The sequence below is a fragment of the Polaromonas sp. CG_9.7 genome (genome assembly GCF_015752205.1).
Classification (GTDB): domain Bacteria; phylum Pseudomonadota; class Gammaproteobacteria; order Burkholderiales; family Burkholderiaceae_C; genus Polaromonas.
Genome location: NZ_JADOVG010000019.1, coordinates 47,176 through 70,559 on the forward strand (window position 1 = coordinate 47,176; position 23,384 = coordinate 70,559).

General features: G+C 60.4%; 21 protein-coding genes and 2 pseudogenes. 8 read left to right on the forward strand and 15 right to left on the reverse strand.

Annotated features, from left to right (window positions below; translation table 11 throughout):
- Positions 1-48 precede the first annotated feature (48 nt).
- Positions 49-602, reverse strand: a pseudogene (locus tag IWX87_RS19745) (UDP-N-acetylenolpyruvoylglucosamine reductase); the annotation flags it as partial.
- Here IWX87_RS19745 and IWX87_RS16325 point away from each other — a divergent pair.
- Positions 585-731, forward strand: a pseudogene (locus tag IWX87_RS16325) (argininosuccinate synthase); the annotation flags it as partial. The pseudogenes IWX87_RS19745 and IWX87_RS16325 sit on opposite strands and share 18 nt — an antisense overlap.
- 167 nt (positions 732-898) lie before the next feature.
- On the opposite strand, the gene IWX87_RS16330 reads toward IWX87_RS16325, so the two are convergent.
- On the reverse strand, positions 899-2,479 hold the full coding sequence (locus IWX87_RS16330) for a methyl-accepting chemotaxis protein (RefSeq protein ID WP_196864584.1): 1,581 nt from the start codon (positions 2,477-2,479) through the stop codon (positions 899-901).
- A gap of 210 nt (positions 2,480-2,689) precedes the next feature.
- Complete coding sequence (gene murB, locus IWX87_RS16335; protein ID WP_196864585.1) at positions 2,690-3,757, reverse strand: UDP-N-acetylmuramate dehydrogenase; 1,068 nt, start codon at positions 3,755-3,757, stop codon at positions 2,690-2,692.
- A gap of 53 nt (positions 3,758-3,810) precedes the next feature.
- Here murB and IWX87_RS16340 point away from each other — a divergent pair, with 53 nt between their 5' ends.
- Complete coding sequence (locus IWX87_RS16340) at positions 3,811-4,302, forward strand: YajQ family cyclic di-GMP-binding protein (RefSeq protein WP_196864586.1); 492 nt, start codon at positions 3,811-3,813, stop codon at positions 4,300-4,302.
- Positions 4,303-4,338: 36 nt separating this feature from the next.
- On the opposite strand, the gene IWX87_RS16345 is transcribed toward IWX87_RS16340, so the two are convergent.
- From IWX87_RS16345 to IWX87_RS16395, 11 genes are all read right to left on the reverse strand, one after another.
- Complete coding sequence (locus tag IWX87_RS16345) at positions 4,339-4,821, reverse strand: type IV pilin protein (protein ID WP_196864587.1); 483 nt, start codon at positions 4,819-4,821, stop codon at positions 4,339-4,341.
- Between the two features lie 31 nt (positions 4,822-4,852).
- The gene (locus tag IWX87_RS16350) at positions 4,853-6,091 is read right to left on the reverse strand and encodes a hypothetical protein (protein WP_196864588.1); all 1,239 of its coding nucleotides are present in this window, start codon (positions 6,089-6,091) and stop codon (positions 4,853-4,855) included.
- A 117-nt stretch (positions 6,092-6,208) separates the two neighbouring features.
- Positions 6,209-6,508 carry a type IV pilin protein gene (locus IWX87_RS19925; RefSeq protein ID WP_196864589.1) on the reverse strand — a complete coding sequence of 100 codons (300 nt, stop codon included), beginning with the start codon at positions 6,506-6,508 and terminating at the stop codon, positions 6,209-6,211.
- 25 nt (positions 6,509-6,533) lie between these two features.
- Positions 6,534-7,724 carry a hypothetical protein gene (locus IWX87_RS16360; protein ID WP_196864590.1) on the reverse strand — a complete coding sequence of 397 codons (1,191 nt, stop codon included), beginning with the start codon at positions 7,722-7,724 and terminating at the stop codon, positions 6,534-6,536.
- A gap of 88 nt (positions 7,725-7,812) precedes the next feature.
- Positions 7,813-8,331: a PilX N-terminal domain-containing pilus assembly protein gene (locus IWX87_RS16365; protein ID WP_196864591.1), complete on the reverse strand. Its 519-nt coding sequence runs from the start codon at positions 8,329-8,331 to the stop codon at positions 7,813-7,815.
- 92 nt (positions 8,332-8,423) lie between these two features.
- Positions 8,424-9,452 carry a PilW family protein gene (locus IWX87_RS16370; RefSeq protein WP_196864607.1) on the reverse strand — a complete coding sequence of 343 codons (1,029 nt, stop codon included), beginning with the start codon at positions 9,450-9,452 and terminating at the stop codon, positions 8,424-8,426.
- Entirely contained in the window at positions 9,449-9,964 is a 516-nt protein-coding gene (gene pilV / locus IWX87_RS16375; RefSeq protein ID WP_196864592.1) for a type IV pilus modification protein PilV, read from the reverse strand. The genes IWX87_RS16370 and pilV overlap by 4 nt, the downstream gene beginning before the upstream one ends.
- A gap of 38 nt (positions 9,965-10,002) precedes the next feature.
- A complete protein-coding gene (locus tag IWX87_RS16380; protein ID WP_231376560.1) occupies positions 10,003-10,647 on the reverse strand; it encodes a GspH/FimT family pseudopilin in 645 nt (214 codons plus the stop codon).
- Between the two features lie 272 nt (positions 10,648-10,919).
- Positions 10,920-11,558, reverse strand: coding sequence for a glycerol-3-phosphate 1-O-acyltransferase PlsY (plsY, locus tag IWX87_RS16385; RefSeq protein WP_196864593.1), 639 nt, complete (start codon positions 11,556-11,558; stop codon positions 10,920-10,922).
- Between the two features lie 21 nt (positions 11,559-11,579).
- The gene (locus IWX87_RS16390; RefSeq protein WP_196864594.1) at positions 11,580-12,071 is read right to left on the reverse strand and encodes an aminoacyl-tRNA deacylase; all 492 of its coding nucleotides are present in this window, start codon (positions 12,069-12,071) and stop codon (positions 11,580-11,582) included.
- Between the two features lie 36 nt (positions 12,072-12,107).
- Entirely contained in the window at positions 12,108-13,169 is a 1,062-nt protein-coding gene (locus IWX87_RS16395) for an aldo/keto reductase (protein ID WP_196864595.1), read from the reverse strand.
- 217 nt (positions 13,170-13,386) lie between these two features.
- On the opposite strand from IWX87_RS16395, the gene IWX87_RS16400 reads away from it, so the two are divergent.
- Complete coding sequence (locus tag IWX87_RS16400; protein ID WP_196864596.1) at positions 13,387-14,049, forward strand: OmpA family protein; 663 nt, start codon at positions 13,387-13,389, stop codon at positions 14,047-14,049.
- Between the two features lie 73 nt (positions 14,050-14,122).
- Here IWX87_RS16400 and IWX87_RS16405 read toward each other — a convergent pair whose 3' ends face one another.
- Positions 14,123-15,979: an acyl-CoA synthetase gene (locus IWX87_RS16405; RefSeq protein WP_196864609.1), complete on the reverse strand. Its 1,857-nt coding sequence runs from the start codon at positions 15,977-15,979 to the stop codon at positions 14,123-14,125.
- A 51-nt stretch (positions 15,980-16,030) separates the two neighbouring features.
- Between IWX87_RS16405 and IWX87_RS16410 the strand changes: the two genes are divergently transcribed.
- The 5 genes from IWX87_RS16410 (at position 16,031) to IWX87_RS16430 (ending at position 23,316) form a co-directional block, all read left to right on the forward strand.
- The gene (locus tag IWX87_RS16410; RefSeq protein WP_196864597.1) at positions 16,031-16,960 is read left to right on the forward strand and encodes an alpha/beta fold hydrolase; all 930 of its coding nucleotides are present in this window, start codon (positions 16,031-16,033) and stop codon (positions 16,958-16,960) included.
- Between the two features lie 175 nt (positions 16,961-17,135).
- Positions 17,136-20,612, forward strand: coding sequence for a response regulator (locus IWX87_RS16415; RefSeq protein WP_196864598.1), 3,477 nt, complete (start codon positions 17,136-17,138; stop codon positions 20,610-20,612).
- Between the two features lie 3 nt (positions 20,613-20,615).
- On the forward strand, positions 20,616-21,515 hold the full coding sequence (locus IWX87_RS16420; RefSeq protein ID WP_196864599.1) for a protein-glutamate O-methyltransferase CheR: 900 nt from the start codon (positions 20,616-20,618) through the stop codon (positions 21,513-21,515).
- Positions 21,515-22,114 carry a chemotaxis protein CheB gene (locus tag IWX87_RS16425; RefSeq protein ID WP_196864600.1) on the forward strand — a complete coding sequence of 200 codons (600 nt, stop codon included), beginning with the start codon at positions 21,515-21,517 and terminating at the stop codon, positions 22,112-22,114. Before IWX87_RS16420 ends, IWX87_RS16425 begins: the two co-directional genes overlap by 1 nt.
- Positions 22,108-23,316 (forward strand): hybrid sensor histidine kinase/response regulator, encoded by a 1,209-nt coding sequence (locus IWX87_RS16430; RefSeq protein ID WP_196864601.1) that lies wholly within the window; start codon positions 22,108-22,110, stop codon positions 23,314-23,316. The genes IWX87_RS16425 and IWX87_RS16430 overlap by 7 nt, the downstream gene beginning before the upstream one ends.
- The last annotated feature ends 68 nt before the right edge of the window (positions 23,317-23,384 follow it).

The following is a 23,384-nucleotide window of genomic DNA, read 5'->3' on the forward strand; positions in this document are numbered from 1 at the left end:
GAATTCCCCTGCAGCAAGTCGTCAGGCTTGCTGCAGGGGAAAGTCTGGTTACGAATAAAGGCAACTGCAGCTGCGCGTTACTTGCACCACCACGGATTCAGGTTCCAGCCGCTGGCTAAAGCGCTCATACACACTGGTCTGGATCGCCTTGGCCAGCGTGATCACCTACCCCACCGGTCACCCGGTTGGCATTGCCGCCCCAGTTGACCAGCACCAGCGCCTGCTTGTCATACACGCTGGCATTTCCACGGTGTTGCCTTTCCAGCCGCTGGCGGCAATCAGCCAGCCCGCTGCAGGCTTGACCGAGCCATCGGCCAGGCGGCACTGAACAATCCTGGGCTCGCGCTGAATGATGTCTTCGCACTGCTCGGCCAACACCGGCTACCAGGCCTGGGCAGCGCAAACGGCACCCGGATGATCAGCGCCTTGTCGGCCAGGCCGAAACCCTGGGCGCCAGAACTGCGGGCAGTGCTGTAGTGCTTGCACACCGGGTCGCGGTAGCCAAATGCGTACTGCGCCGCATTGAGCGTGAAGGACTGGCCGGTCGTCAGGTCAATGGCGCCCAGCAAGTCGAAGCGGTCCTGCCACCCGACCCCATAGGCCAGCTGACCGTGCGCAACCTGGACATCGTGGACACGCGCGCCAAGCTGGGCATTTACGCCAAGAGCGGCGTGCTGTCGCATGGCACGGACGGGAATTTGCTGAAGTTGTCAGGCGACAAGAACGCGTGATCAACAGCAGTTGATCAGGCCAGCTTCCGGGTTTGTTGGGTCACACGCCGCGTGCCAGAAATTCGGCTGGCAGTGGCCCACCAGACCGTAAAATTTTTTGCGCGGCCCCGGAGCCCGGCAACACACAGATCCCAGGCCCCGCACAGCCAAGTCCGCTGTAGATCCGGTTACGCCATGCGCAACAAAGGTGCATGGGCCGGCGCGGACTCCAGCCTGAACTCGCCAACGGCCGACTGCAGTTGCCTGGCCTCTTCGATCAACGTCTCTGCGGTGCCGGTGGCCTGCTCCACCATCACGGCGTTTTGCTGGGTGGCCTTGTCCATCTGCAGCATGGCCTGGTTCACATGCTCAATGCCCATGCTTTGCTCTACAGAGGCGGTCGAGATTTGTTCCAGCAAACTGCTCACACGTTTGACGGCCTGCACGATGTCCTGCATGGTTCGACCCGCGTCCACAACCAGTTGCGAGCCCTTGTCGACATGCGTCACCGAGTCCCCGATCAGCGTCTTGATTTCCCTGGCGGCTTGCGCGCTGCGCTGGGCAAGGCTGCGGACTTCTCCGGCCACCACGGCAAAGCCTCGTCCCTGCTCGCCTGCACGCGCGGCTTCGACAGCGGCATTCAGCGCCAGGATATTGGTCTGGAAGGCAATGCCCTCGATCACCCCAATGATGTCCACGATCTTTTTTGAACTGTTGCTGATCAAGGCCATGGTCTGGACGACCTGCGCCACCACCTTGCCGCCATGCTCGGCAATGTCGGAAGCGCCGCTCGCCAAACCGCTGGCGGATCGTGCATGCGCGGCATTCAGCTTGACCGTGGAGGTCAGCTCTTCCATGCTTGAAACGGTCTCCTCCAGCGAGGCGGCCTGGCCTGCCGTGCGCTGCGACAGTTCCGCATTGGCCTGCGCAATCTCCTGCGACACGGCACCGATCGAATCTGTCGAGCGCTTGATGCGGGTGACCAGGTCGGTCAGCATGTCTTCCATGCCGCCCAGGATCGTCAGCAATCGGCCAAAGTCCCCGCCACGCTGGCTGTCGAATTCCTGGCTGAGATCGCCAGAAGCGACCGTTTCTGCAATATGAATGGCCTCATTCAGCGCGTCCGCAATGGAGCGCCCCAGCCGGTAAACCATGGTGCTGCCGATCAAAAGCGCGACCAGACCCAGCCCAAACATCCAGTAAAGCGCTGAACCGATGTCTCGTTCAGCCGTTTCGCCATGGGCTTGGACAGACCGGGCCTGCAAGATGCCCAGCGCTTGAGCCTCCTGCTGAAGTCGCTTCAGCGCGGGCAAGGCCTCACCGACCAGGGAAAGGGAGGCGCCTTCGCGGTCGCCGCTTTCCAGCTGCTTGGCCACCTTGCCAAAAGCCGCAGCATGCACAACACGCGCGCTTTCCAGGCTTGCCAGCAGGGCCTTTTCTTCGTCGGTGGACGCCTGTTGCGCCAAGGTGTCAAGCGCAGAGGCCATGGATTGCCGGCTGGCTTCAATCTGCTGAGAAATGGCGTCAGTCTGCGCCTTGCCTGCCGCAAAAAACAACGCCATGCCGCTTCGTCCACTGGCCAGGGCCGCCGTTTCGACAGCTGCTGCCGCTTGGGCTTTCACCCAGTCGGAGCCGACAATTTGCCGGTTAAGCGCTGTGGCACCGGCCAGGCATGTAACCCCCACCACGATCAGGCAAGCCATCAGGAACAGCATGGCGCCGAACCCGATGCCCAGACGGGTACGGACGTTAAGATTTTCAAACTTCATTTTTTTTATCTCCTGCCAGCACTTTTCGTCTCAAGACGCGGGAGTTTCCCAGCATCCGAACCATACCAAGGGCAGAACAAATTGATATGCGTGAAGTGGACCGCAAAAAGCGCACTTTTTTGCGAATTGAATAGTCGCAGTTTCTTCGCCGGTGAGCAGCGGCCTGAAGCGTTCCATCAATGCCAGCGCGGCCGGCGCGTCACATCCGGTTCACACCACCACCGGCTCCGGCTCGAGCAGAATGCCAAAGCGCTCGTAGACGCTGGTCTGAATCGCCTTGGCCAGCGTCATCACCTCCCCACCGGTCACCGGGTTGGCGTTGCCTCCCCGGTTGATCAGCACCAGCGCCTGCTTCTCGTACACACCGGCATTGCCAATGGACTTGCCTTTCCAGCCGCAGGCGTCAATCAGCCAGCCGGCGGCGAGCTTGACAGAACCATCGGCCAGTTGGTAATGCACGATTTTCGGATCCCGCTGGATGATGTCTTCACATTGTTCGGGCGACACCGTCGGATTCTTGAAGAAGCTGCCGGCGTTGCCAATGACTTTCCAGTCAGGCAGCTTGGCGCGGCGAATCTCACAAACCCACTCATAAATTTGTAGCGCATCAGGCACGTCCACATTGCGCTGGAGCCTCTTTTTCTCTATATCTGCATAGCCGAGCACGGGTTTCCAGGCTTTCGGCAGCAAAAAGCGCACACGGGTGATCAGCGCCTTGTTTTTCAATCCCAGGGCTTGCGCACCCGACGCTTCGCCGGGCTTGCTGGCGTGCTTGAAGACCGAATCGCGGTAGCCAAATGCGCATTGCGCAGCGTTCAGGGTGAAGCTCTGGCCGGTTGTCAGATCGACGGCATCAAGCGAGTCGAAGCGGTCTTGCAACTCGACACCATAAGCGCCGATGTTCTGCACCGGCGAGGCACCGACGGTGCCGGGAATCAGCGCCAGGTTTTCCAGGCCGGGAAAGCCGTTTTGCAGCGTCCAGGTGACCAGTTCGTGCCAGTCTTCGCCGGCGCCGGCCTCAATGATCCAGGCCTTGGGCGTTTCACGGGCCAGGCGCTTGCCCATGATCTCGACTTTGAGCACCAATGGCTTGACGTCGCCGGTCAGCACGATGTTGCTGCCGCCACCCAGTACGAATTTGGGAGCAGCCTGCAAGGCCGGGTCTTGCAGCACGGCTTGAATGTCGGCTTCGCTGCCCAGGCGAACAAGATGAAGCGCCTTGGCGACGATGCCGAAGGTGTTGCAAGACTGGAGGGGAATGTTTTTCTCGACTAACATTCCGGGATTGTCTCACCCATGCGGCACCTCTTTTTTTCCAGGAAATCCACACCATGCCTTCATTCGACACTGTTCTTGAAACCGACCTGGTCAAGGTCAAAAATTCCGTTGAAAACACCGCCAAGGAAATCGGCACCCGGTTTGACTTCAAGGGCACGGCGGCCTCGGTCGAGCTGAAGGAAAAAGACAAGGAAATCATCCTGATCGGCGATGGCGATTTCCAGATCGAGCAGATCCACGACATCTTGCGCAACAAGCTGACCAAGTCCGGCGTCGACGTACGCTTCCTGGACATCGGCAAGGTCGAAAAAATCGGCGGCGACAAGGTCAAGCAGGTCACCAAAGTGCGCGACGGCATCGAGACTGAAGAGGCCAAGAAAATCCAGCAGCTCATCAAGGGCAACAAGATGAAGGTGCAGGCGGCAATTCAGGAAGGCAAGGTGCGCATCACCGGTGCCAAGCGCGACGACCTGCAGGCGGCCATGGCCCTGATTCGCGCCGAGATCAAGGACTTGCCGCTGAGTTTTGACAACTTTCGGGATTAAATCTCCGGACAGTTGCATGGCCCCGGGGCAAACGCATCACTTCCAGCAGGTGTCGCGCAAAGCTTCAGTGCCCACGACACCGCTCACCAGAACGCCACGCACGCCGGTCGAGGTCAGCGTGAAGGTACCGCAAATGTCCCTGGCCATGACGCCGTCGGCAACGGGCTCCATGTGAAGGGTAAAACCCACGGGACTCGTCAATGGCGCAGCGCCCATGGGGATGACAAGATCATAAATTTTGGTGCTGTCAGAAGGTGACTGCTTCAGGCTTGCCGGAACCTGGTTGATCACGTCGTTGCCAGCCCGATCCTTCGAGAAACTGTCGTTGGCCGCATAAAAGCGCTGCATGAACTGCGCTGCCTGGACCAATTGGCCTCTGGCGTCAGCCCGTCTCGCCCGGGCAACGTAGCTTGCGTAGGAAGGCAGGGCAATCGCGGCCAGCACGGCGACGATGGCGGCGGTGATCATGAGTTCAATCAACGTGAAGCCACGGACCCGGGAAAAGGATTTGGAGGTCATTTGGTTTTTTCCTGTAGCGGCTTTGTTCAGGCTAGTGCATGAAAATCTGGCGCCATTCACGGGATTTGATGCCTGGAACTGAAACTGGGGGGGTGACGACAACGACATCGTCGGCACATTGGGAGCTGTTTTCAGAGACGCCAACAACGGCACCCGCGCCAATCACTTTGGCCCCGGCCTTCACGACGGTCACTGCTCCGGCCACCTGAGCCATGGCTCCGATGGTGATGGCACCGGCGGTTTTACTTGTGACATTGCCCGAGACCTTGGCGCGAGCGCCGACGGTAATAGCGCCTGCCAATCCACTGCACAGCGAGCCGGTCACATTGCTGTCGGCACCCACGGTGATGGCACCGGTGTTTGCGGCAATGCCGCCTGCACTTGAACCCGCCCCGATGGTGACGGCACCGGCGCCAGTGATGATCGAGCCGCTGATGCTTCCTCCGGCACTGACCGTCACAGCGCCCGCCAGGCTGGTGTCCAGGCTATTGATTTTTCCGCCCACGTTTCCTGCAATCGTGATGGCCCCTACCTGGGTCACCACACTGCCTGTCACTGTGCTGCCCGCACCCGTGGTCACAGCCCCTACAACCGTAGAGATATTGCCGTTAACCACTGCGTCGGCTCCAATGGTGACAACGCCCGCAGTAGTGGATATGTTGCCGTTGACCACTGTGTTAGCCCCGAGGGTAATGGCACCCGCCATGGTGGCAGTGATCGACCCTGTGACAGTACTGCCTAATCCCACGTTGATAGCGGCATTGTCGGTCTTGATCGTGCCGGTAACGCTGCTGCGTGCGCCGATGGTGATGACACCAGCGGTACTGCTCAGGTTGGCCTTCACCACGGTGTCGGCGCCCAGGGTTGTCAACCCATTGACCGCCAGGTTCAAGCTGGATGAGCCAGTTGCGTTGATGCGGCTGGAAGCGCCAGCCGTAAGCGCACCAATGACCGTGATGGTGGTGGGCGATGAAATGCTGAGCGTGTCGCCTGCATTCAGCGTGAGCGACACGCAGGTGAAGCTGCCGTTGCCACCGGTACAGCCCGAAGGCAGGTTACCGCCCTGAAAGGTATAGTCCGCCGCCTGTGCAGGCAGCCCGACCAGCAGCAGCAAAGGCAGCGCCAACACCGGCAGCCATGAACGCACTTGGGCGATCCTGAACGAGCGGTCCTTGAACCCTCCGGTGAATCGCTGCAAACCAGCGTCGCAATCTGCCGCCAACCCCTCGCGCGCTGTGAGGAACTCAAAAGCCTTCAAGTGCTTGATCATGATGGAACTTCCTGTCTGCCCTTGATTGCAAGTGACGATGGAGGGCATGCCGGCACTGCGTGAATATCAGTCATGCAGCATTTTTTGTGGCTATTGAATTTCAATGTGCGACTGCAGTCAGACCTCGCGGCCCACCGGACGACTGTCCGAGGGTGACTGCTTCAGGCTTGCCGGAACCTGGTTGATTACGTCGTTTCCAGCGCGATCCTTCGAGAAACTGTCATTGGCCGCATAAAAGCGCTGCATGAACTGCGCTGCATGAACCAGTTGGCCTCTGGCATCGGCCCGCCTCGCCCGGGCAACATAGCTTGCGTAGGAAGGCAGGGCAATCGCGGCCAGCACGGCGACGAAGGGGACGGTGACCATGAGTTCAATCAACGTGAAGCCGGAGACCCGGGGAGAGGATTTGGAGGTCACTCGATTTTTTCCTGTAGCGGCTTAGTTAAGGCTTGCGCATGTAAATCTGGCGCCATTCGCGGGATTGGATGCTTGGATCTGGGACTGGGGGCGTGACGACAACATCGTCGGCACATTGAGAGCTGTTTTCAGATACGCCAACAACCGCACCATCAAAGATAAGTTTGACCCCGTGCTTTACAACGGTTACTGCCCCGGCCACCTGAGCATTGGCCCCAATGGTGACGACACCGATATTTTTGCTCGTGACATTACCAGAGACTGTGGTGCGGTTCCCTACAGTAATGGCACCTGCCGTGCCACTGCACAGCGAGCCGCTCACGTTACTGTCAGGGCCTACCAGGATGGCACCGCCGTTCGTGGCGATGCCGCCTGTACTCGAACCAACCCCCACCGTGACGCTACCGGCGGCAGTAACAATGGAGCCGCTGATGCTTGAGTTGCTCCCCACCAGCACGGCACCGACGCCAGTCACAACGGAACCGTTGATGACTCCGCCGTCATTGACCGTCACGGCGCCTGCCAGGCTGCTGCCCAGGCTGTTAATCTTTCCGTCTACCTCCCCCCCAATCATGATGACGCCTGCCTGGGTGACAATATCGCCTTTCACCAAGCTGCCTGGGGATGTGGTCACGGCTCCCGCAGTCGTGGTGATTGACCCTGTGATGGTGCTGCCTTTCTCCACATTGATGGCACCAATGCTGGTCTCGATCGTGCCGGTGAAGCTGCTGTCTTCCCCGAGGGTGATCGCACCAAGCGGGCTGCTCAGGTCTGCCTTGACTAGTGTGCCCTTGCCCAAGGTCGTTACCCCAATAACCACCAGAGTCAGGTTGGATGAGCCCGTTGCGTTGATGCGGCTGGAAGCGCTTGTCGTGAGCGCGCCAAGCACCATGATGGTGACGGGCGATGAAATGCTGATCGTGTCGCCTTCTCCAAGCGTGAGCGTCCGGCAGGTGAAGCTGCTGGGCTTGAAAAGCTGCGCAGTGCAACTTGAAGGCAATTTACCGTCCGGAAAGGTGTAATTCGCTGCCTGTGCAGGCAGCCCGGCCAGCAACAACAAAGGCAGCGCCAACACCGACATCCATGAACGCACTCGGGCAACCCTGAGCCAGCAATCCTTGAACCGTCCTGTGGATCGCTGTAAACCAGCGCCGAAATGTCCCGCCAAGTCCTCGTGGGCCGTGAGGGACTCAAAAGCCTTCAAGTGCTTGATCATGATGAACTTCCTGTCTGCCCTTAATGGCAAGTAACGATGTGGGTATGCCGGCACTGCGTGAATATCAGTCATGCAGCATTTATTTTGGCTATTGAATTTCAATATGTGACTGCAGCCAGACCTCGCTGCCCGCCGGACGACTGCGCGCGGCATCGGCTTTCGCCACTTCAGGGCCAAATCCGCGTGCAGTGACGACATAAAAAGTCGATGTGCCTGTCGTCACGGCAGCCTGTTTCTCGACCATGCATTCAGGGGGACGCTGGTAGGTGTCATAGGTCATGCCAGGCGGGTTGACTGACGCCAGTAACAAGGGATAGGCCGTGCTCGCACTGCTGTCCCAGCCGGTCTCGTGCGACATGTCCTTCCACTTTGGCGGGTCCTGGGCCGCCAGGATATTCACATTCGCAAAAGTGGTGGTGTAGGCAGTTCCGCCCTTAAGCATCAAAACCGAAGCCTCGCAATGCCGCAAGGCTATGTCAGCGGCCTGGGTGGCCAGCTCGGTGGTTCGCACGTTGCCCGCGACGCTTTCCGATGAACCGGCATTTCGCACGCTGCTCACGGCCAGCAGCGACATCAGCACCAGCAGGATCAGGGCAATGACCAGCACCACGCCTTCCTGGCGCCGTGGGAATCCAGACGTTGGAGCATGCCTTTTTTTCGCTGTACGGCAAGCATTCGCACTGAAAAAGCGCGTGCCAGTCATGATGGAGACCGCCGGTTCCTCAAGACCACTGTGGCGAAGTAAGCGCGCCGCAACCGAAGGTCTGGCGGGTTGGTTTCGAGCGTCCCGTCGCACTTCAGGTAGCGTGCCGACGCGGCGTCGGACACAACCGCTGTTTCGCTGCGTGCCAGGATGCAAATTCGAACCGTGACGACCTTGGCCCAGCGCTCGGCGTCATTGGCCAATGCGGCCATGTTGACCTGGGTCACCACTTCATGAGCCGTCAAGTAGCCGGCCATCACAGCCGACGCCACATCAGCGGCGGCCGTCGAAGCCTTTACTGCGCCGTAACTGAGCTGAATATCCTCGATGTTCTCGACCAGCGGTTTTGGCGTGCTGGCGCTGCCGTCGTCATTGAGACCGCTGCCCTTGCAGTACAGGCTGGGCACTTGGGCGGTGGAAACATCCACATAAAACCGGTTGACTGCCACGGCGTAGGAAAAGTCCTTGGGAACCGTAACCCCAGGCGCCGGGAGCGTCGCAACGATCGTGCTCAATCTGCTTCCAAGGCAGTCGCTTGGAAGGTCGCCCAAGGCCGTGGGAATGGTGTTGAAGCGATCCGCTTCATAACTGACCGCAAGGGAATCGGGCTCGGCAACCTGGTCGTCACAGACCAAGTTGTCAAGACGTTCAGGCCCTGACCCTGCGGTAGGCTTGAACTTTCCGTCACAGCCACGAAGGATGAAATTGCTCATGGTGTAGGCACCGGTTGGATAGCTGGTGGCGCCATAAACAGGGTTGCGGCGACTGGCATCATTGATGCGGTCTGATTGATTGGGGTTGCTTCCTGCCATGCGCAATTGCTGGGTCAAAATGCTCAGCGCCGCCTGCGCGTCTTCATTCATGCGGCCTTGCGCTTCGGCCATCCGGCTGGTTCCCGAAGCCGCCAGATAGACCGAAAAGGACGCCGCGGCAATCACCAGGCCGATGGCCATGGCAAGCATCAGCTCGATCAGCGAAAAGCCCTTGCGGTAACGCGAGGCGTGTAGATGGCGATGGCTTTTCATAGCTTGAAGCTCACATACAGACAGCGCGGCTTGGGCTGGGTATAAATCTTCGTGGCCTCGGCCGGACAGTTGTCCCAGGATGAGGTGTCAAGATTTTCATGCGTGGAAGCGTCCTGCCAGACGATCCACAAATTGCCATGCGAGTCTTTATTGCACGGTGTGGTGTCGCCGCACGTGACAAGCAGGTCGCCGGCAGGCAGCGCATTGCGGACTGCTTGCCGGGTGGCGGCGTCGTCCATGGCAGCCAAAGTGGCTTCGTTGCAGTTGGGGTATTGGCAGTCTATGGACTCGATTTTTTCGAACGACCAGGCTGTTTCATGCAGGGGCGTTTTATAACGGTCAAATGCACCCGGGTTGGCGCGCATGCGGTCGATATGACTGCTTGCCAAGTTGACGGCGGCCGAACGATAACCCGACAGCTTGGGCATTTGCACCGAAAAAGACAGCATGGCCCCAAGTGCCAGCATGCCAAACGACAGCAGCAGCATGGCGACCAACACCTCGATTAGCAAAGCTCCGCCTTGACGCTGGCGGCGACAACGGACGGGCTTCATCCGCTGTCGGCGCCGCAAGACGCCGCCCCGTTGCCGGCAATCCGGGCGCGCCCGCCGGGGTTGACACACAAGACACGCTGCACATCAGGGGCATAGGCGCTGCCGCCAAACTGCAGCGACGTGGCCGAAGCCACATTGAAAAGGCGTCCGGTGGCCGTGAAGCGAAAGATACTTGATGCGTCGCCGCCGTTTTCGGTGATGGAGTCCATCTTGGCAATGGGCGACTGTATGCGCAGCAGGTCGCCAGCGTCAATGACACCGTCATTGTTGGCGTCAAGGTAAACAATCCAGCCACTGATCCACCCATGTCCACCCGGCCCGGAAGTGGTGTCGCACACGGGATGAACGGCCTCGGGTGCATCGCTTCGGCACATCACGACGCCACCACCACGCCGCGTAGCCTCACTGCGCGCATAGCGCAGGTCGGCCATGAACGTGTTGACGTTGCTGGACATCGTGTTCGACTGGACCAGCCGGGTGAACGAGGGAACCGCCAGCGTAGTGAGGACGGCGACGATAGCCAGGACCACCATCAACTCCAGCAGGGTAAAGCCCCGGGATACCTGACCGGCTTGGGTCGACGACTGTGCGCCTAGGCGTTTATGTCGTGGAATCCGGGGTCTGAGTGGGCTGGCATTCAATGTGATCCTTTGTTGACAACGGCTGGAAATGCCTTATCGGATCGTTGCCAGTCCTTAAAGCCTTTTCATACGCGCGGCATCAGCAGCGGCGACACATAAAGTTAATTTTTTTACCTTACGTATTAACTCATAAAAATGAGTAAATTTTGATAATTTTGAATAAATATGTTTTATTTGTAAAAAATATATTTATTTGAGCATTAATGATTTTTATCAAATCAGAACATCTAAAAGCGTTGAAATCGATGATGCTGAATTTATTCAAATTTCCGCTATTTTTCTGAGCGCTTAGAGGCTCCCAGCCGCGACTCAGTTCCCTTTATCAGCTTGCTGATGTTTTGCTTGTGGCGATACACCAGCAGCGCCCCAATTCCTACCAGCGCCAGCACGATGGTGGTGTCGACATTCCAGGCAGCCCGGTCGCCCAGAAGGTAGAAAAATGGCGCAAATACGGCGGCGGCGATGGAGGCCAGCGACACATAGCGCGAGAAAAACACCACGATGGCAAAAGTGGCCAACGTGGCTAAACCCAGCACCCAGTTGACGCCCAGCAGAATGCCGGCCGCCGTGGCCACGCCCTTGCCGCCCTTGAACTGGAAAAACACCGGGTACAAATGGCCGATGAACGCCGCCAGCGCCACCGCCGCCACGGTACCGTCGCCCAGACCGTAATCGGCGCCGAACCACTTGACCAGCATCACCGGCAGCCAGCCTTTCATGCCGTCGAGCAGCAGCGTGGCCACCGCCGCCGCCTTGTTGCCCGAACGCAGCACGTTGGTCGCACCGGGGTTTTTGCTGCCATAGCTGCGCGGGTCATTCAGGCCGGACAGGCGGCTGACGATGACGGCAAACGACAGCGAGCCGAGCAGATAGGCCAGTACCGTCGCACCGATAAAGTAGGCGTGGTTCAAAGTCAGGTCTCCTTGTATTTGTTATTCAGCCAGTGCGCATTGCACCGGTTTGGCACCGAGCAGCGTGACGCAGACTTGTGGATCGATGCGCACCAGATAGCCGCGCCGCCCGCCGTTGATGGCGATTTCAGGCAGCCCCAGAATGCTTTCCTCGATGTAAATCGGCATGGTTTTGCGTGTACCGAAAGGCGAGGTGCCGCCCACCAGGTAGCCGCTGTGGCGATTGGCGACTTCGGGCTTGCAGGGTTCGACCGACTTGGCACCGATCTGGCGTGCCAGGGTCTTGGTCGAGACCTTGCGGTTGCCGTGCATCAGCACCAGCAGGGGCTTGGCGTCCTGGTCCTGCATGACCAGTGTCTTGACCACAGTGAATGGGTCAAACCCCAGCACCTGCGCGCTGTGCTGCGCACCGCCATGCGCCAGGTATTCGTAGGGATGCTCGGTGAACGCCACATTGCTGGCTTTGAGCCATTGCGTGGCCGGTGTCTCGCAGACGTGGTCTTTTTTAGCCATGATTTGTCTAAGCAGCAGTCAGAACAGACACGGTGTTTACAGTGCCGGGTCCCGTATTTCCCAGCGAATCCGGTCGATTTCCGCCAGCACTTCGGCACTCAGCGTCGTGCCGTGCGCATCCAGGTCCTCATCAAGCTGCGCCACCGAGGTTACCCCGATGATGGTGCTGGCCACCTGCCACTTGGTGTAGCAAAACGCCAGCGCCAGTTGCGTGGGGCTCAGGCCGTTGTCACGCGCCAATTGGTTGTAGCGGCGCGCCGCGGCCAGCGATTCGGGACGGCCCCAGCGTTGCTTGCGCACCGATTCATACCGGGCGATGCGGGCGTTTGGCGGCGCATTGGCGCCCTCGGTTCCGGACGTGTCGTACTTGCCGGTCAACAGGCCGAAAGCCAGCGGCGAATACGCCAGCAGCGACACGCCAAGGCGGTGCATGGTTTCGTCCAGACCATTTTCCACGGTGCGGTTGACCAGACAATACGGGTTTTGCACCGTGGCCACGCGCGGCAGATTGTGCTGCTCGGCCAGGCGGACAAACTCGTGCACGCCGTAAGGCGATTCGTTCGACAGGCCAATATGGCGCACCTTGCCTTGCGCCACCAACCGGCCCAGCGCATCAAGCTGTTCATGCAGCGTGGTCGCGCTGCGTTCCTGGGCCGGTTGGTAATACGGCACACCAAGGCCCGGCACATGGCGCTCGGGCCAGTGGATCTGGTAAAGGTCGATCACATCGGTCTGCAAGCGCTTCAAACTGGCATGGCAGGACGCGGTGATGTCATCGGCCGTCATGCCCTTGCCTTCGCGAATCCAGGGCATGTTGCGCGAAGGTCCGGCAACCTTGGTGGCCAGCACCAGTTGCCGGCGCACGCCCGGATGCCGGGCCAGCCAGTTGCCAATGATGGTTTCGGTGGCGCCAAAGGTTTCAGCGCGCGCCGGCACCGCATACATTTCAGCGGTGTCCAGGAAATTGATGCCGCGCGCCAATGAACGGTCCAAAATAGTGTGGGACGTGGCTTCATCGACCTGTTCGCCAAACGTCATGGTTCCCAGGCAGACCGGTGAGACCTGCAAATCGCTTGCGCCGAGTTGAACTTTATTCATGAAAAAGATGGGTTGGAGTAAACGGTTTGAAAAAGCAGGCAGCCTTTGCGGTAATAGCCGAAAAGTGCTAGTTTAAATGCAGTAAAAGTGGCTTCAACGCACCTGCACCTGGGCATTTGTCTGACATTTTCATACACTTGAAACGTCTAGCATTGATCTTCTGACGTTTCGATGCGCTGTTCTAATCAGGCAACATTCATTTTTTGAGGAGTCCTTCATGAGAAAAGCATTTACCACCACCGTTACCTGTGCAGCCCTGTCCCTGGCGGTCTTGTCAGGTTGCGCAAACATGAGTGAAACCCAGCGTGGCACCGCACAGGGTGCGGGTATCGGCGCCGGCCTGGGCGCATTGCTGGGCGCGGCCACGGGCGGCTCCAGGGGTGCGGTGCAGGGCGCCGCGCTGGGCGGCGCAGTCGGCGCGGGTGGCGGCTACATCTGGTCCAAGAAAATGCAGGACCAGAAAGTCGCCATGGAACGCGCGACAGCCGGCACCGGCATTGGCGTGAGCCAGACGCAGGACAACCGACTGAAGCTGGACATTCCAAGCGACGTGTCGTTTGACGTGGGCCGCTCGGCCATCAAGTCCAACTTTGCCCCGGTGCTGACAAATTTTGCGACCAGCCTGAACCAGAACCAGATCACCACGGTGTCCATCATCGGCCACACCGACAGCACCGGTTCTGACGCCATCAACAACCCGCTGTCGTTTGACCGCGCCAACGCAGCGCGTGACTACCTGGTGGGCCGTGGCGTGGCCGCACAGCGTATTGCCACCGATGGCCGTGGTTCGCGTGAAGCCATTGCCGACAACAGCAGCGAGCAGGGCCGCGCCCGGAACCGTCGCGTCGAGATCTACGTGGCCGAGCCGGCTCAACGTTAATCCCCGGCTGGCGGGTTGACTCAAAAAAAAGCGCCTCAGGGCGCTTTTTTCACGTCTGGAAATGGCAGGCCGCTCAAGTCTTTTTGAAGCGCGCTTCCTCTTGCAAGCGCAGCACGCGGCGCTGCACCTTGCCGGTGGTGGTCATTGGCAGCGCGTCGATGAATTCGATTTCCTTCGGGTATTCATAGGGCGCCAGCATGTTTTTGACATGGGCCTGCAGTTCCGCCACCAATTTTTGATCAAATTCGGCAATGGCGCCCGCTGCATCTGCCCGAGCAGCTATTGAATCAGGAGCAAGAACGACGTAGGCCTTGACCACCGCACCGCGCTCGCTGTCGGGCTTGGGCACCACGGCGGCGTTGGCCACGGCTGGATGCTTGACCAGACAGTTCTCAATTTCGCCGGGGCCGATGCGGTAGCCGGCGGCCTTGAACACATCGTCGGCCCGGCCTTCGTACCAAAGGTAGCCGTCGGCGTCAACCCGCGCCAGATCGCCGGTGCGGCACCAGTCACCGGTGAACTTGGCGCGCGTGGCGGCTTCGTTCTTCCAGTAACCCAGGAAAAAGATCGGGTCCGCATCGCCGTGGATGTCAAAGCGGTTGACCGCCACATCGCCCGGCACGCCGACCGGGCACTCCTGGCCGTCGTCGTCTATCACCTTGACCTGATGGCCCGGATAGGCCTTGCCCATGCTGCCCGGCCGGGCCGGCCAGCCGGCGCGCCCGCCCAGCGCCGCCAACACGGGAAACAATTTTGCCGACTGGCTGCGCTGAAGCGGCACGAAGCCCTGTGTCGGCAGCACATTCAGCGAACCGGCCGCGTCATGGCAGTTGCCGACCACGTAATTGATCTCGGTCTGGCCGAACATCTCGTTGACCGTCACGCCAAGTTGCTCGCGGCAGTAGTCAAACACCGCGTCACCCACCGCTTCGCCGGCGCTCATCAGGCCTTGCAAGCGCAGCGTGAACTGCTCGCGCGGTCGCGCAAAGGCCTTCATCATGGCTTTCAGCGCGGTTGGAAACAAAAAACTGTGCGTCACACCATGTTCGGCCATCAGGCTGAAGGCAAGTTCAGGGCTGAAGCGGCCGTTGAACGCCACAATCGGCCGGCCGAAATACAGCGTCGGCAGCAGTGCATCCATCAGCCCGCCGGTCCAGGCCCAGTCGGCCGGGCTCCAGAACACCGCATCAGATGCTTGATTGCCAATGCCGTCAAAGCCAAACCCGTTCTGGCTGCAAACGAAACCGGGCAGGTTGCCAATCAGAGCCCGGTGCGCCAGCAGCGCGCCCTTGGGCTGGCCGGTCGTGCCGCTGGTGTAGATGAGGATGGCGGCGTCGTCAGCGCGGGTGTGGACTGCGGTGAATTCGCCCTGCTGCGCTTGCAGGCTCGGCGCGTAGTCCACATCGCCCTGCCCCGCCGCGCCACCGGCAGCCATCAGCGTGCGCAGCGACGGGCATTCGGCCCGGATGGCCTTCATGCTGTCAATCGAGGTTTCATCGCAAATCGCCAGCACCGCCGCGCTGTCCTGCAGCCGGAAGGCCAGCGCTTCAGGCCCGAACAGCATCGACAGCGGCATCGCGACGGCGCCAAGCTGGAACACGGCCATATAGGCCACGGCCGTCTCGAAGCGCTGCGGCATCACGATGGCAACACGGTCGCCACGCTGCACGCCCAGCGCGGCCAGCCCATGGCTGAGCGCATCGGCCGCCTGCTTCAGCTCGAAATAAGTATGAAAAACGGCTTTTGCGCTTGTCTGGTGAGCAAGCACAGCTATTCTTTGCGTAGCATCTGGCGGGGCGTTTTCAACCCGCGCCCATCGGCTGCAACAGACCTCGGCGATGTTGAAGAATTCATCCACCTGCCAGCGAAAGCCGCCGTGCAGTTGCGCATAGTGGTCGGGCAGGTCCTGCGCCGGTTGGTGTCCGGGCATGTCGCTGTCTTGACTGATGTTCAAAGCGTGTCTCCTTATGATGTGCCTCCAATGTACAAAGAAAACCGACTATTTCGCAGCGAGTTTGTCCCTATGCGCGGACTCGACCACCATGTGCTGACGTGGAGCCGCGGGCAAGCCCCGGCGCTACCGCCGCTGTTTTTAGTGCATGGCTGGATGGACGTGGCGGCGTCCTACCAGTTCATGGTCGATGCCTTCTCCAATACTTTTGCGGCTGGCCGCACCATCATCGCGCCCGACTGGCGCGGCTTTGGCCTGACCGGCCTCTCCCCTTCCGGCTGGCAGGCCGACAGCTACTGGTTTGCCGACTACCTGGCCGACCTGGACGGTTTGCTCGACCATTACGCGCCCGGCCAGGCGGTGGACCTGGTGGGCCACAGCATGGGCGGCAATGTGGCCATGCTGTATGCCGGCGTACGGCCGGAGCGTATTCGCCGGCTGGTCAACCTGGAAGGATTCGGCCTGCCGGCCAGCCGGCCCAGCCAGGCGGCCGGGCGGCTGGCGCAATGGATGGACGGGGTTAAAAGCGTGCAGCGCGGCGAACTGGCGCTGAAAAGCTATGACGATGTCGGCGGCGTCGCGCAGCGCCTGATGAAGACCAACCCCCGGCTGACCCAGGACAAGGCACTGTGGCTCGCCAGCCACTGGGCACGGCCCGATGCATCGGGCCAATGGCGGATTCTGGGCAATCCGGCGCACAAGGTGCCGAGCGCACAGCTCTACCGGGTCGATGAAGCGCAGGAGATCTACCAGCGCATCAGCGCGCCGGTGCTGGCGGTCGAGGCGTCAAGTGACTCGATGGCACAGTGGTGGAAGGGCAAGTATTCACTCGGCGAATACCACGAACGGCTCAAGCACGTGCCCGACGCTCGGGTGGCCGTGGTCGAAGACGCGGGCCACATGCTGCACCACGACCAGCCCGAGGTGCTGGCCGGGCTGATCGAAGCCTTCCTGGCCTGAGGCCAGGCAGGCTGCGTGGGCCAACCGCATCATGCTACTTAAATAATAGCTATTCACGCCCGCCAGTCATGCGCAAAAGGCTTTTTTGGCTGAGAAGACTCCGTTTCGCCCTGAAACGACCGCGCCATAGGGCAAACTTGACGCTTTGCACCCACGGGCACCAAGCCTGATGTTCATGAATCCTTCCCAACCCGTCAGCCAGGACAGCTTTCGCCGCATCCTGTCCCGCAACATCAGCTTTCCGCTGGGGCTCGGCGCCCTGAGCGCCGTGCTTTTCCTGGTCTTGATCGCCTACCTGCTGTCCGTCTTGAACGGGGTGGAACATTCCGAGCGGGTCATTGGCAACGCCAACCAGGTGGCTCGGCTGAACTCGGAAATGGAATCAAGCATGCGCGGCTATCTGGTGGCCGGCGACGAATCCTTCCTGCAGCCCTACGAGTTGGCAATTTCCGGCTTTGACAGCGAGGTCGCGTCACTGTCCGCCATGGTCAGCGACGACCCGCTCCAGGTGACCCGACTGCAGCACATCATCGGCCTGCAGCAGCAATGGAACGAGTTTGCCAAGGAGGCGATTGCCCTGCGCCGCAGCAATCTGGACTATGTGGCCCTGGCGCGCACCAGCCGTGGCAAACGCCTGAAAGAGGAGATTCGGCAAGAACTGGCGGGCTTCATCACCCGGGAACAGCGGCTGCTGATGGAGCGCAATGAAGCGGCGCGCAGCACCACGATCTGGAGCGTGCTGGCTTACCTGCTGTTCACGCTGGGGGTCAGCGGCCTGCTGGCGTTTCGGGGACGGCGCGAACTGCTGGACCTGTCGGTCAATTACAACGAAGTGCTCAAGCAGCAGGCCGATCATGCCGTCCAGCTCCAGCAGCAGGCTTGGTTGCGCAGCGGCCAGACGCGACTGGCCGAACAGATGCTGGGCCAGCCGGACATGGCGCGGCTGGGACGCAGCGCGCTGGCATTTCTGACGCATTACCTGGATGCCCCGGTGGCTGCGCTTTACAGCCAGGGCAGCGATGGCGCGCTCAGGCGCGTGGCCGCCCACGGCTTTACCCCGGCAAGCGAGGCCATTGAGCAGACTTTCTACGGCACGCAGGGTCTGGTGGGCCAGGCGGCGCTGGAAAATCGCATGATCCGGCTGGACGATGTACCGCCCGACTACCTGAAAATTTCGTCTGGACTTGGGCAGGCCACGCCGCGCCATGTGCTCGTGGTGCCGCTGCACCACGATGCGCAGGTGACGGGCGTGGTCGAGCTGGCCTTTTTGCGAAAACTGCAGCCGCGCGACATGGAACTGGTGGGGCTGGTGGCCCACACCGTTGGCACTGCGCTGCATGGTGCGGTCTACCGCCAGCGCCTGCAGGATGCGCTGGTCGAAACGCAGCAGCTCAATGAAGAGCTGCAGGTGCAGCAGGAAGAATTGCGCACGGCAAACGAAGAGTTGCAGGAGCAGTCGCAAATTCTGCTGCAGTCGCAGGCGACGCTGGAAAACCAGCAGGCCGAACTGGAGCAGACCAACGAGCAACTGGCCGAGCAGGCCATGTCACTGGACCACAAAAATGCCGCGCTGCGCCAGGCGCAGGCCGACCTGGAAGCGCGCGCCGAGGAACTGACGCGCGCCAGCCGCTACAAGTCCGAGTTTCTGGCCAACATGTCGCATGAGTTGCGCACGCCGCTGAACAGCTCGCTGATTCTCGCGCGTCTGCTGTCCGAAAATCCGAAAGGCAACCTGACCGACGAGCAGGTGCGGTTTGCCCAGTCGATCCATTCGGCGGGCAACGACCTGTTGAACCTGATCAATGACATTCTGGACATCTCCAAGGTAGAAGCCGGCAAGCTCGAACTGGTGCCGGAACAAGTCACGCTGGCCACCCTGGTCGATGCACTCAAGACCAGCTTCGAGCCGCTCGCCCGGCAGAAAAACCTCATATTTGAAGTGCAGATTGCACCGGGCACGCCGGCAGCCCTGCTGACCGACCGACAGCGGGTCGAGCAGATTTTAAAGAACCTGCTGTCGAATGCGCTCAAGTTCACCGAAAGCGGCGCTGTGCGTTTGCTGGTGGCGCCCGAAGCCGCCGGCGGCATTGCGCTGGCGGTGCAGGATTCGGGCATTGGCATCCGCCAGGAGCAGCAGGACATTATTTTCGAAGCCTTCCGCCAAGCCGACGGCACCACCAGCCGGCGTTACGGTGGCACCGGGCTGGGGTTGTCGATCTCACGCGACCTGAGCCTGCTGCTGGGCGGCTCGATTTCCGTGCAAAGCGTTTCCGGCCAAGGCAGCACCTTCACGCTGCACCTGCCGGCCACCCTGCCCGCGCCGCTTGTCGATTCGCCTGACCAGCCGCCAATCCCCGCTCAGCCTGTCGTTCAGTCCGCTGGCCAGGCGCCGGCCCAGTCAACGCCACCTCTCCCATCGCCGCCTGCGTTGCCCGCTTTTGCCGATGACCGTTTGATGCACGGCAAGGGCCGGGTGGTGCTGGTGATTGAGGACGACGCGGTCTTCGCCCGCATTTTGTACGATCTGGCGCACGAACTGGGTTTCAACTGCCTGGTGGCGCACAGCGGTGAAGACGGGTTCTTGCTGGCCGAAGAGTTCCTGCCCGATGCGGTACTGCTGGACATGGGACTGCCGGACCGCTCGGGCCTGTCGGTGCTGCAGCGCTTCAAGGAAAATCCGAAAACACGCCATATTCCGGTGCATGTGGTGTCCGGGCAGGACCACCGCGAAGCCGCCCTGCTGCTGGGCGCGGTGGGTTATGCCGTCAAGCCGTCGAGCCGCGAACAGCTCAAAGAGGTTTTCACCACCCTGGAAAACAAGCTGACGCAAAAGCTCAAGCGCGTGCTGCTGGTGGAAGACGATGAACTGCAGCGTGAAAGCGTGATGCGGCTGATTGCCGACGACGAAGTCAACATCACCGCCGTGCGGACCGGCGCCGAGGCGCTGGCGCTGCTGGCCAGCACCATCTTCGACTGCATGATCGTGGACCTCAAGCTGCCCGACATGCAGGGCAATGAACTGCTCAGGCGCATGTCGTCGGACGATATCTGCTCGTTTCCGCCGGTTATCGTCTACACCGGCCGCAGCCTGAGCCGCGCCGAAGAGGCCGACCTGCTGAAATACTCGCGCTCCATCATCATCAAGGGGGCGCATTCCCCCGAGCGCCTGCTCGATGAAGTCACACTGTTTCTGCACAAGGTCGAGTCCAGCCTGTCCGCCGAACAGCAGCAACTTCTGAAAACCGCCCGCAGCCGCGACGAGGTGTTCGAGGGCCGCAAAATCCTGCTGGTCGACGACGACGTGCGCAACATTTTTTCGCTGACCAGTGCGCTGGAGCAAAGGGGCTTTTGCGTCGACATTGGCCGCAACGGCTTTGAAGCGCTGGAACGACTCGAAGAAGTCCGGGACATCGAGCTGGTGTTGATGGACATCATGATGCCGGGCATGGACGGACTTGAAGCCATGCGCCGCATCCGCCAGAATCCACGCCTGCAAAAGCTGCCCATCATCGCGGTGACCGCCAAAGCCATGAAGGACGACCAGGAACAGTGCCTCGCAGCCGGCGCCAACGACTACCTGGCCAAACCTATCGACCTGGACCGGCTGTTTTCCCTTCTCAGGGTGTGGATGCCTGCGGGTGGGCGGATTTGAGCCATGTCCAAAAAAATTAGCCTGGCAGCACCACCCGCAGCGATCGCCGAGGCGGCCGAAGCCGGCAATGCATTTCAGGTCACCACGACCGACCTCGAGCTCAAACGCCTGACGGAGGCGATTTATTTGAAGTACAGCTACGACTTCCGCGACTATTCCGCCGCCTCGCAAAAACGCCGCGTGCTCTATGCACTGACGCAACTGGCCTGCCCGAGTATTCCCGAACTGCAGTCCCGGGTGGTGCACGACCCCGGGGTGTTCCAGCAGGTGCTCCAGTACCTGACCATACCGGTCAGTGAAATGTTTCGCGATCCGTCTTTTTTTCTGGCTTTGCGCCAGCAAGTGGTGCCGCACCTGCGCACCTACGCGTCCATCAAGGTGTGGATTGCCGGATGCAGCACCGGGGAAGAGGTGTATTCGCTGGCCATTTTGCTGCGGGAAGAAGGCTTGCTGGAGCGTTCGCTGATCTATGCCACCGACATCAATCCTGCGTCTTTGGACAAGGCGCGGCAAGGCATCTTTGCACTGAGCAGCATCCGCGGCTTTACCGCTAACTACCAGCAGTCCGGCGGCAAGCAGGCCTTTGCCGACTATTACACCGCGGCCTACGCAGCCGCCATTTTCGACAAGTCGCTGGCAGCCAATATCGTCTTTGCCGACCACAGCCTGGCCACGGACAGCGTGTTTTCGGAAACCCAGCTGGTGCTGTGCCGCAACGTACTGATCTATTTCAACAAAAAATTGCAGGACCGCGCCTTTGGACTGTTTCACGAATCGCTGGGACATCGCGGTTTCCTGGGCCTGGGCAGAAAGGAAAGCATTGATTTTTCCAGCTATGCCACCCGCTTCGAGCCACTGGCACGCGCCGAGCGGATTTTTCGCAAGCGGCCGGGGCTGGCGTGATGAACGAGATCATTCAGGCGAAATTGCTGCGCATCAAGGCGGTGGTGATCGGTGCTTCGGCCGGCGGCGTTGATGCGCTGATGGAGATACTGCCCGGACTGCCAGCCAGTTTTGGTTTGCCGCTCGTGGTGGTGTTGCACCTGCCCGAAAGCCGTCACAGCCAGCTGGCAGAAATTTTCGGGCGGCGCAGCTCCCTGCAGGCGCGGGAAGCAGCGGACAAGGAAACCTTGACGCCGGGGACGCTTTACTTTGCGCCATCGGGCTACCATCTGCTGGTCGAAACTGACCATTCGCTGTCCCTGAGCTGCGAGGGGCATGTGCATTTTTCGCGCCCCTCGATCGATGTGCTGATGGAATCGGCCGCCGACGCCTACGGCCCGGGTCTCGCCGGAATCTTGCTGACCGGCGCCAATTCGGACGGTGCCCGGGGGCTGGATAAAATTGGCCGACAAGGGGGCCTGAGCGTGGTGCAAGACCCTGCTGAAGCGCGCATGCCGGCGATGCCTGAAGCGGCCATCCGCCTGCGCCAGCCCGATCTGATTCTTGATTTGAAAAGCATCCACAGCCTGCTGCTGGAAATGGGAAAGAATTCATGCTGAACGACAACAACGTCAACGTCCTGATCGTTGACGACCTGCCCGACAACCTGCTGGCGCTTGAGGCCGTCATCCGCCTGGAAGGCCGGACGATTTTTCAGGCGTCCAGCGGCGAGGAAGCGCTGGCTTTGCTCTTGAGCCATGAATTTGCGCTGGCCATCCTGGATGTGCAAATGCCGGGCATGAACGGATTTGAGCTGGCCGAACTGATGCGCGGCACCGAAAAAACGCGCCACATCCCGATCGTTTTTGTCACGGCGGCTGGCAAGGAGTCGAACTTCGCCTTCAAGGGCTACGAAAGCGGCGCGGTGGACTTTTTGTACAAGCCGCTCGATGTGCAGGCGGTCCAGTCCAAAGTGAATGTATTTGCCCTGATGTACCGGCAGCGCCTGGAAACCCGGCGCCAGGTGCTGGCGCTTGAAAAAAGCCGGCAAGAGCAGGAAGCCCTGCTGGCGAACCTGCAGACCACGCAGATGGCGCTGGAAAAAGCCTTGAAGCTGCGTGACGAATTCATGTCCGTGGTGGCGCATGAACTGCGAACGCCGCTGAACACGCTCTTCATGGATGTCCAGATGCGAAAAATGCTGCTGGACCGCGGCAAGATTGCCGTTTTTGATGCTGCCTACCTTGAAAAAATGGTCACGCGCGACCAGCGCCAGGTGCAGAGCATGGTGCGCCTGATCGACGACATGCTCGATGTCACGCGCATCCGCAGCAACCACCTGTCGATTCGCCCCGCCCTGTTCGACCTGCAAGCCATGTTGGGCCGCGTGGTGGGCAACCTGAACCTTCAGGCACAGGCCGCAGGCAGCGCCATTACCTTGCATGCCGACCAGCCGGTGACCGGTTGCTGGGATGAATTCAGGATTGAGCAGGTGGTGACCAACCTGCTGACGAATGCGCTGCGCTATGGCAACGGCAAGCCGGTGGAAGTCAGCGTGGTGCTGCTGGGAGGCAGCGTGGCCATCCAGGTTCGCGACCAGGGAAAGGGAATACCCGTTCAGGACCAGCAGCGCATTTTTGACCCGTTCGAGCGGGCAGTGGGTCAGGACGACAGCACGAGCGGCCTGGGACTGGGGCTGTACATCACCCGGCAACTGGTGCAAGCGCACGGCGGAACCATCAACGTGAAAAGCCAGGAAGGCGAAGGCTCGCTGTTCAGCGTCATGCTGCCGCTGACCGTGCCTGCCACCGCGCGCCCGTGAACTGCCCCCGCGCAGGTGCTCGAGCGGTCACGCGGCGCATGGCCAGGGAGCATGAGAAAATGGCCGAT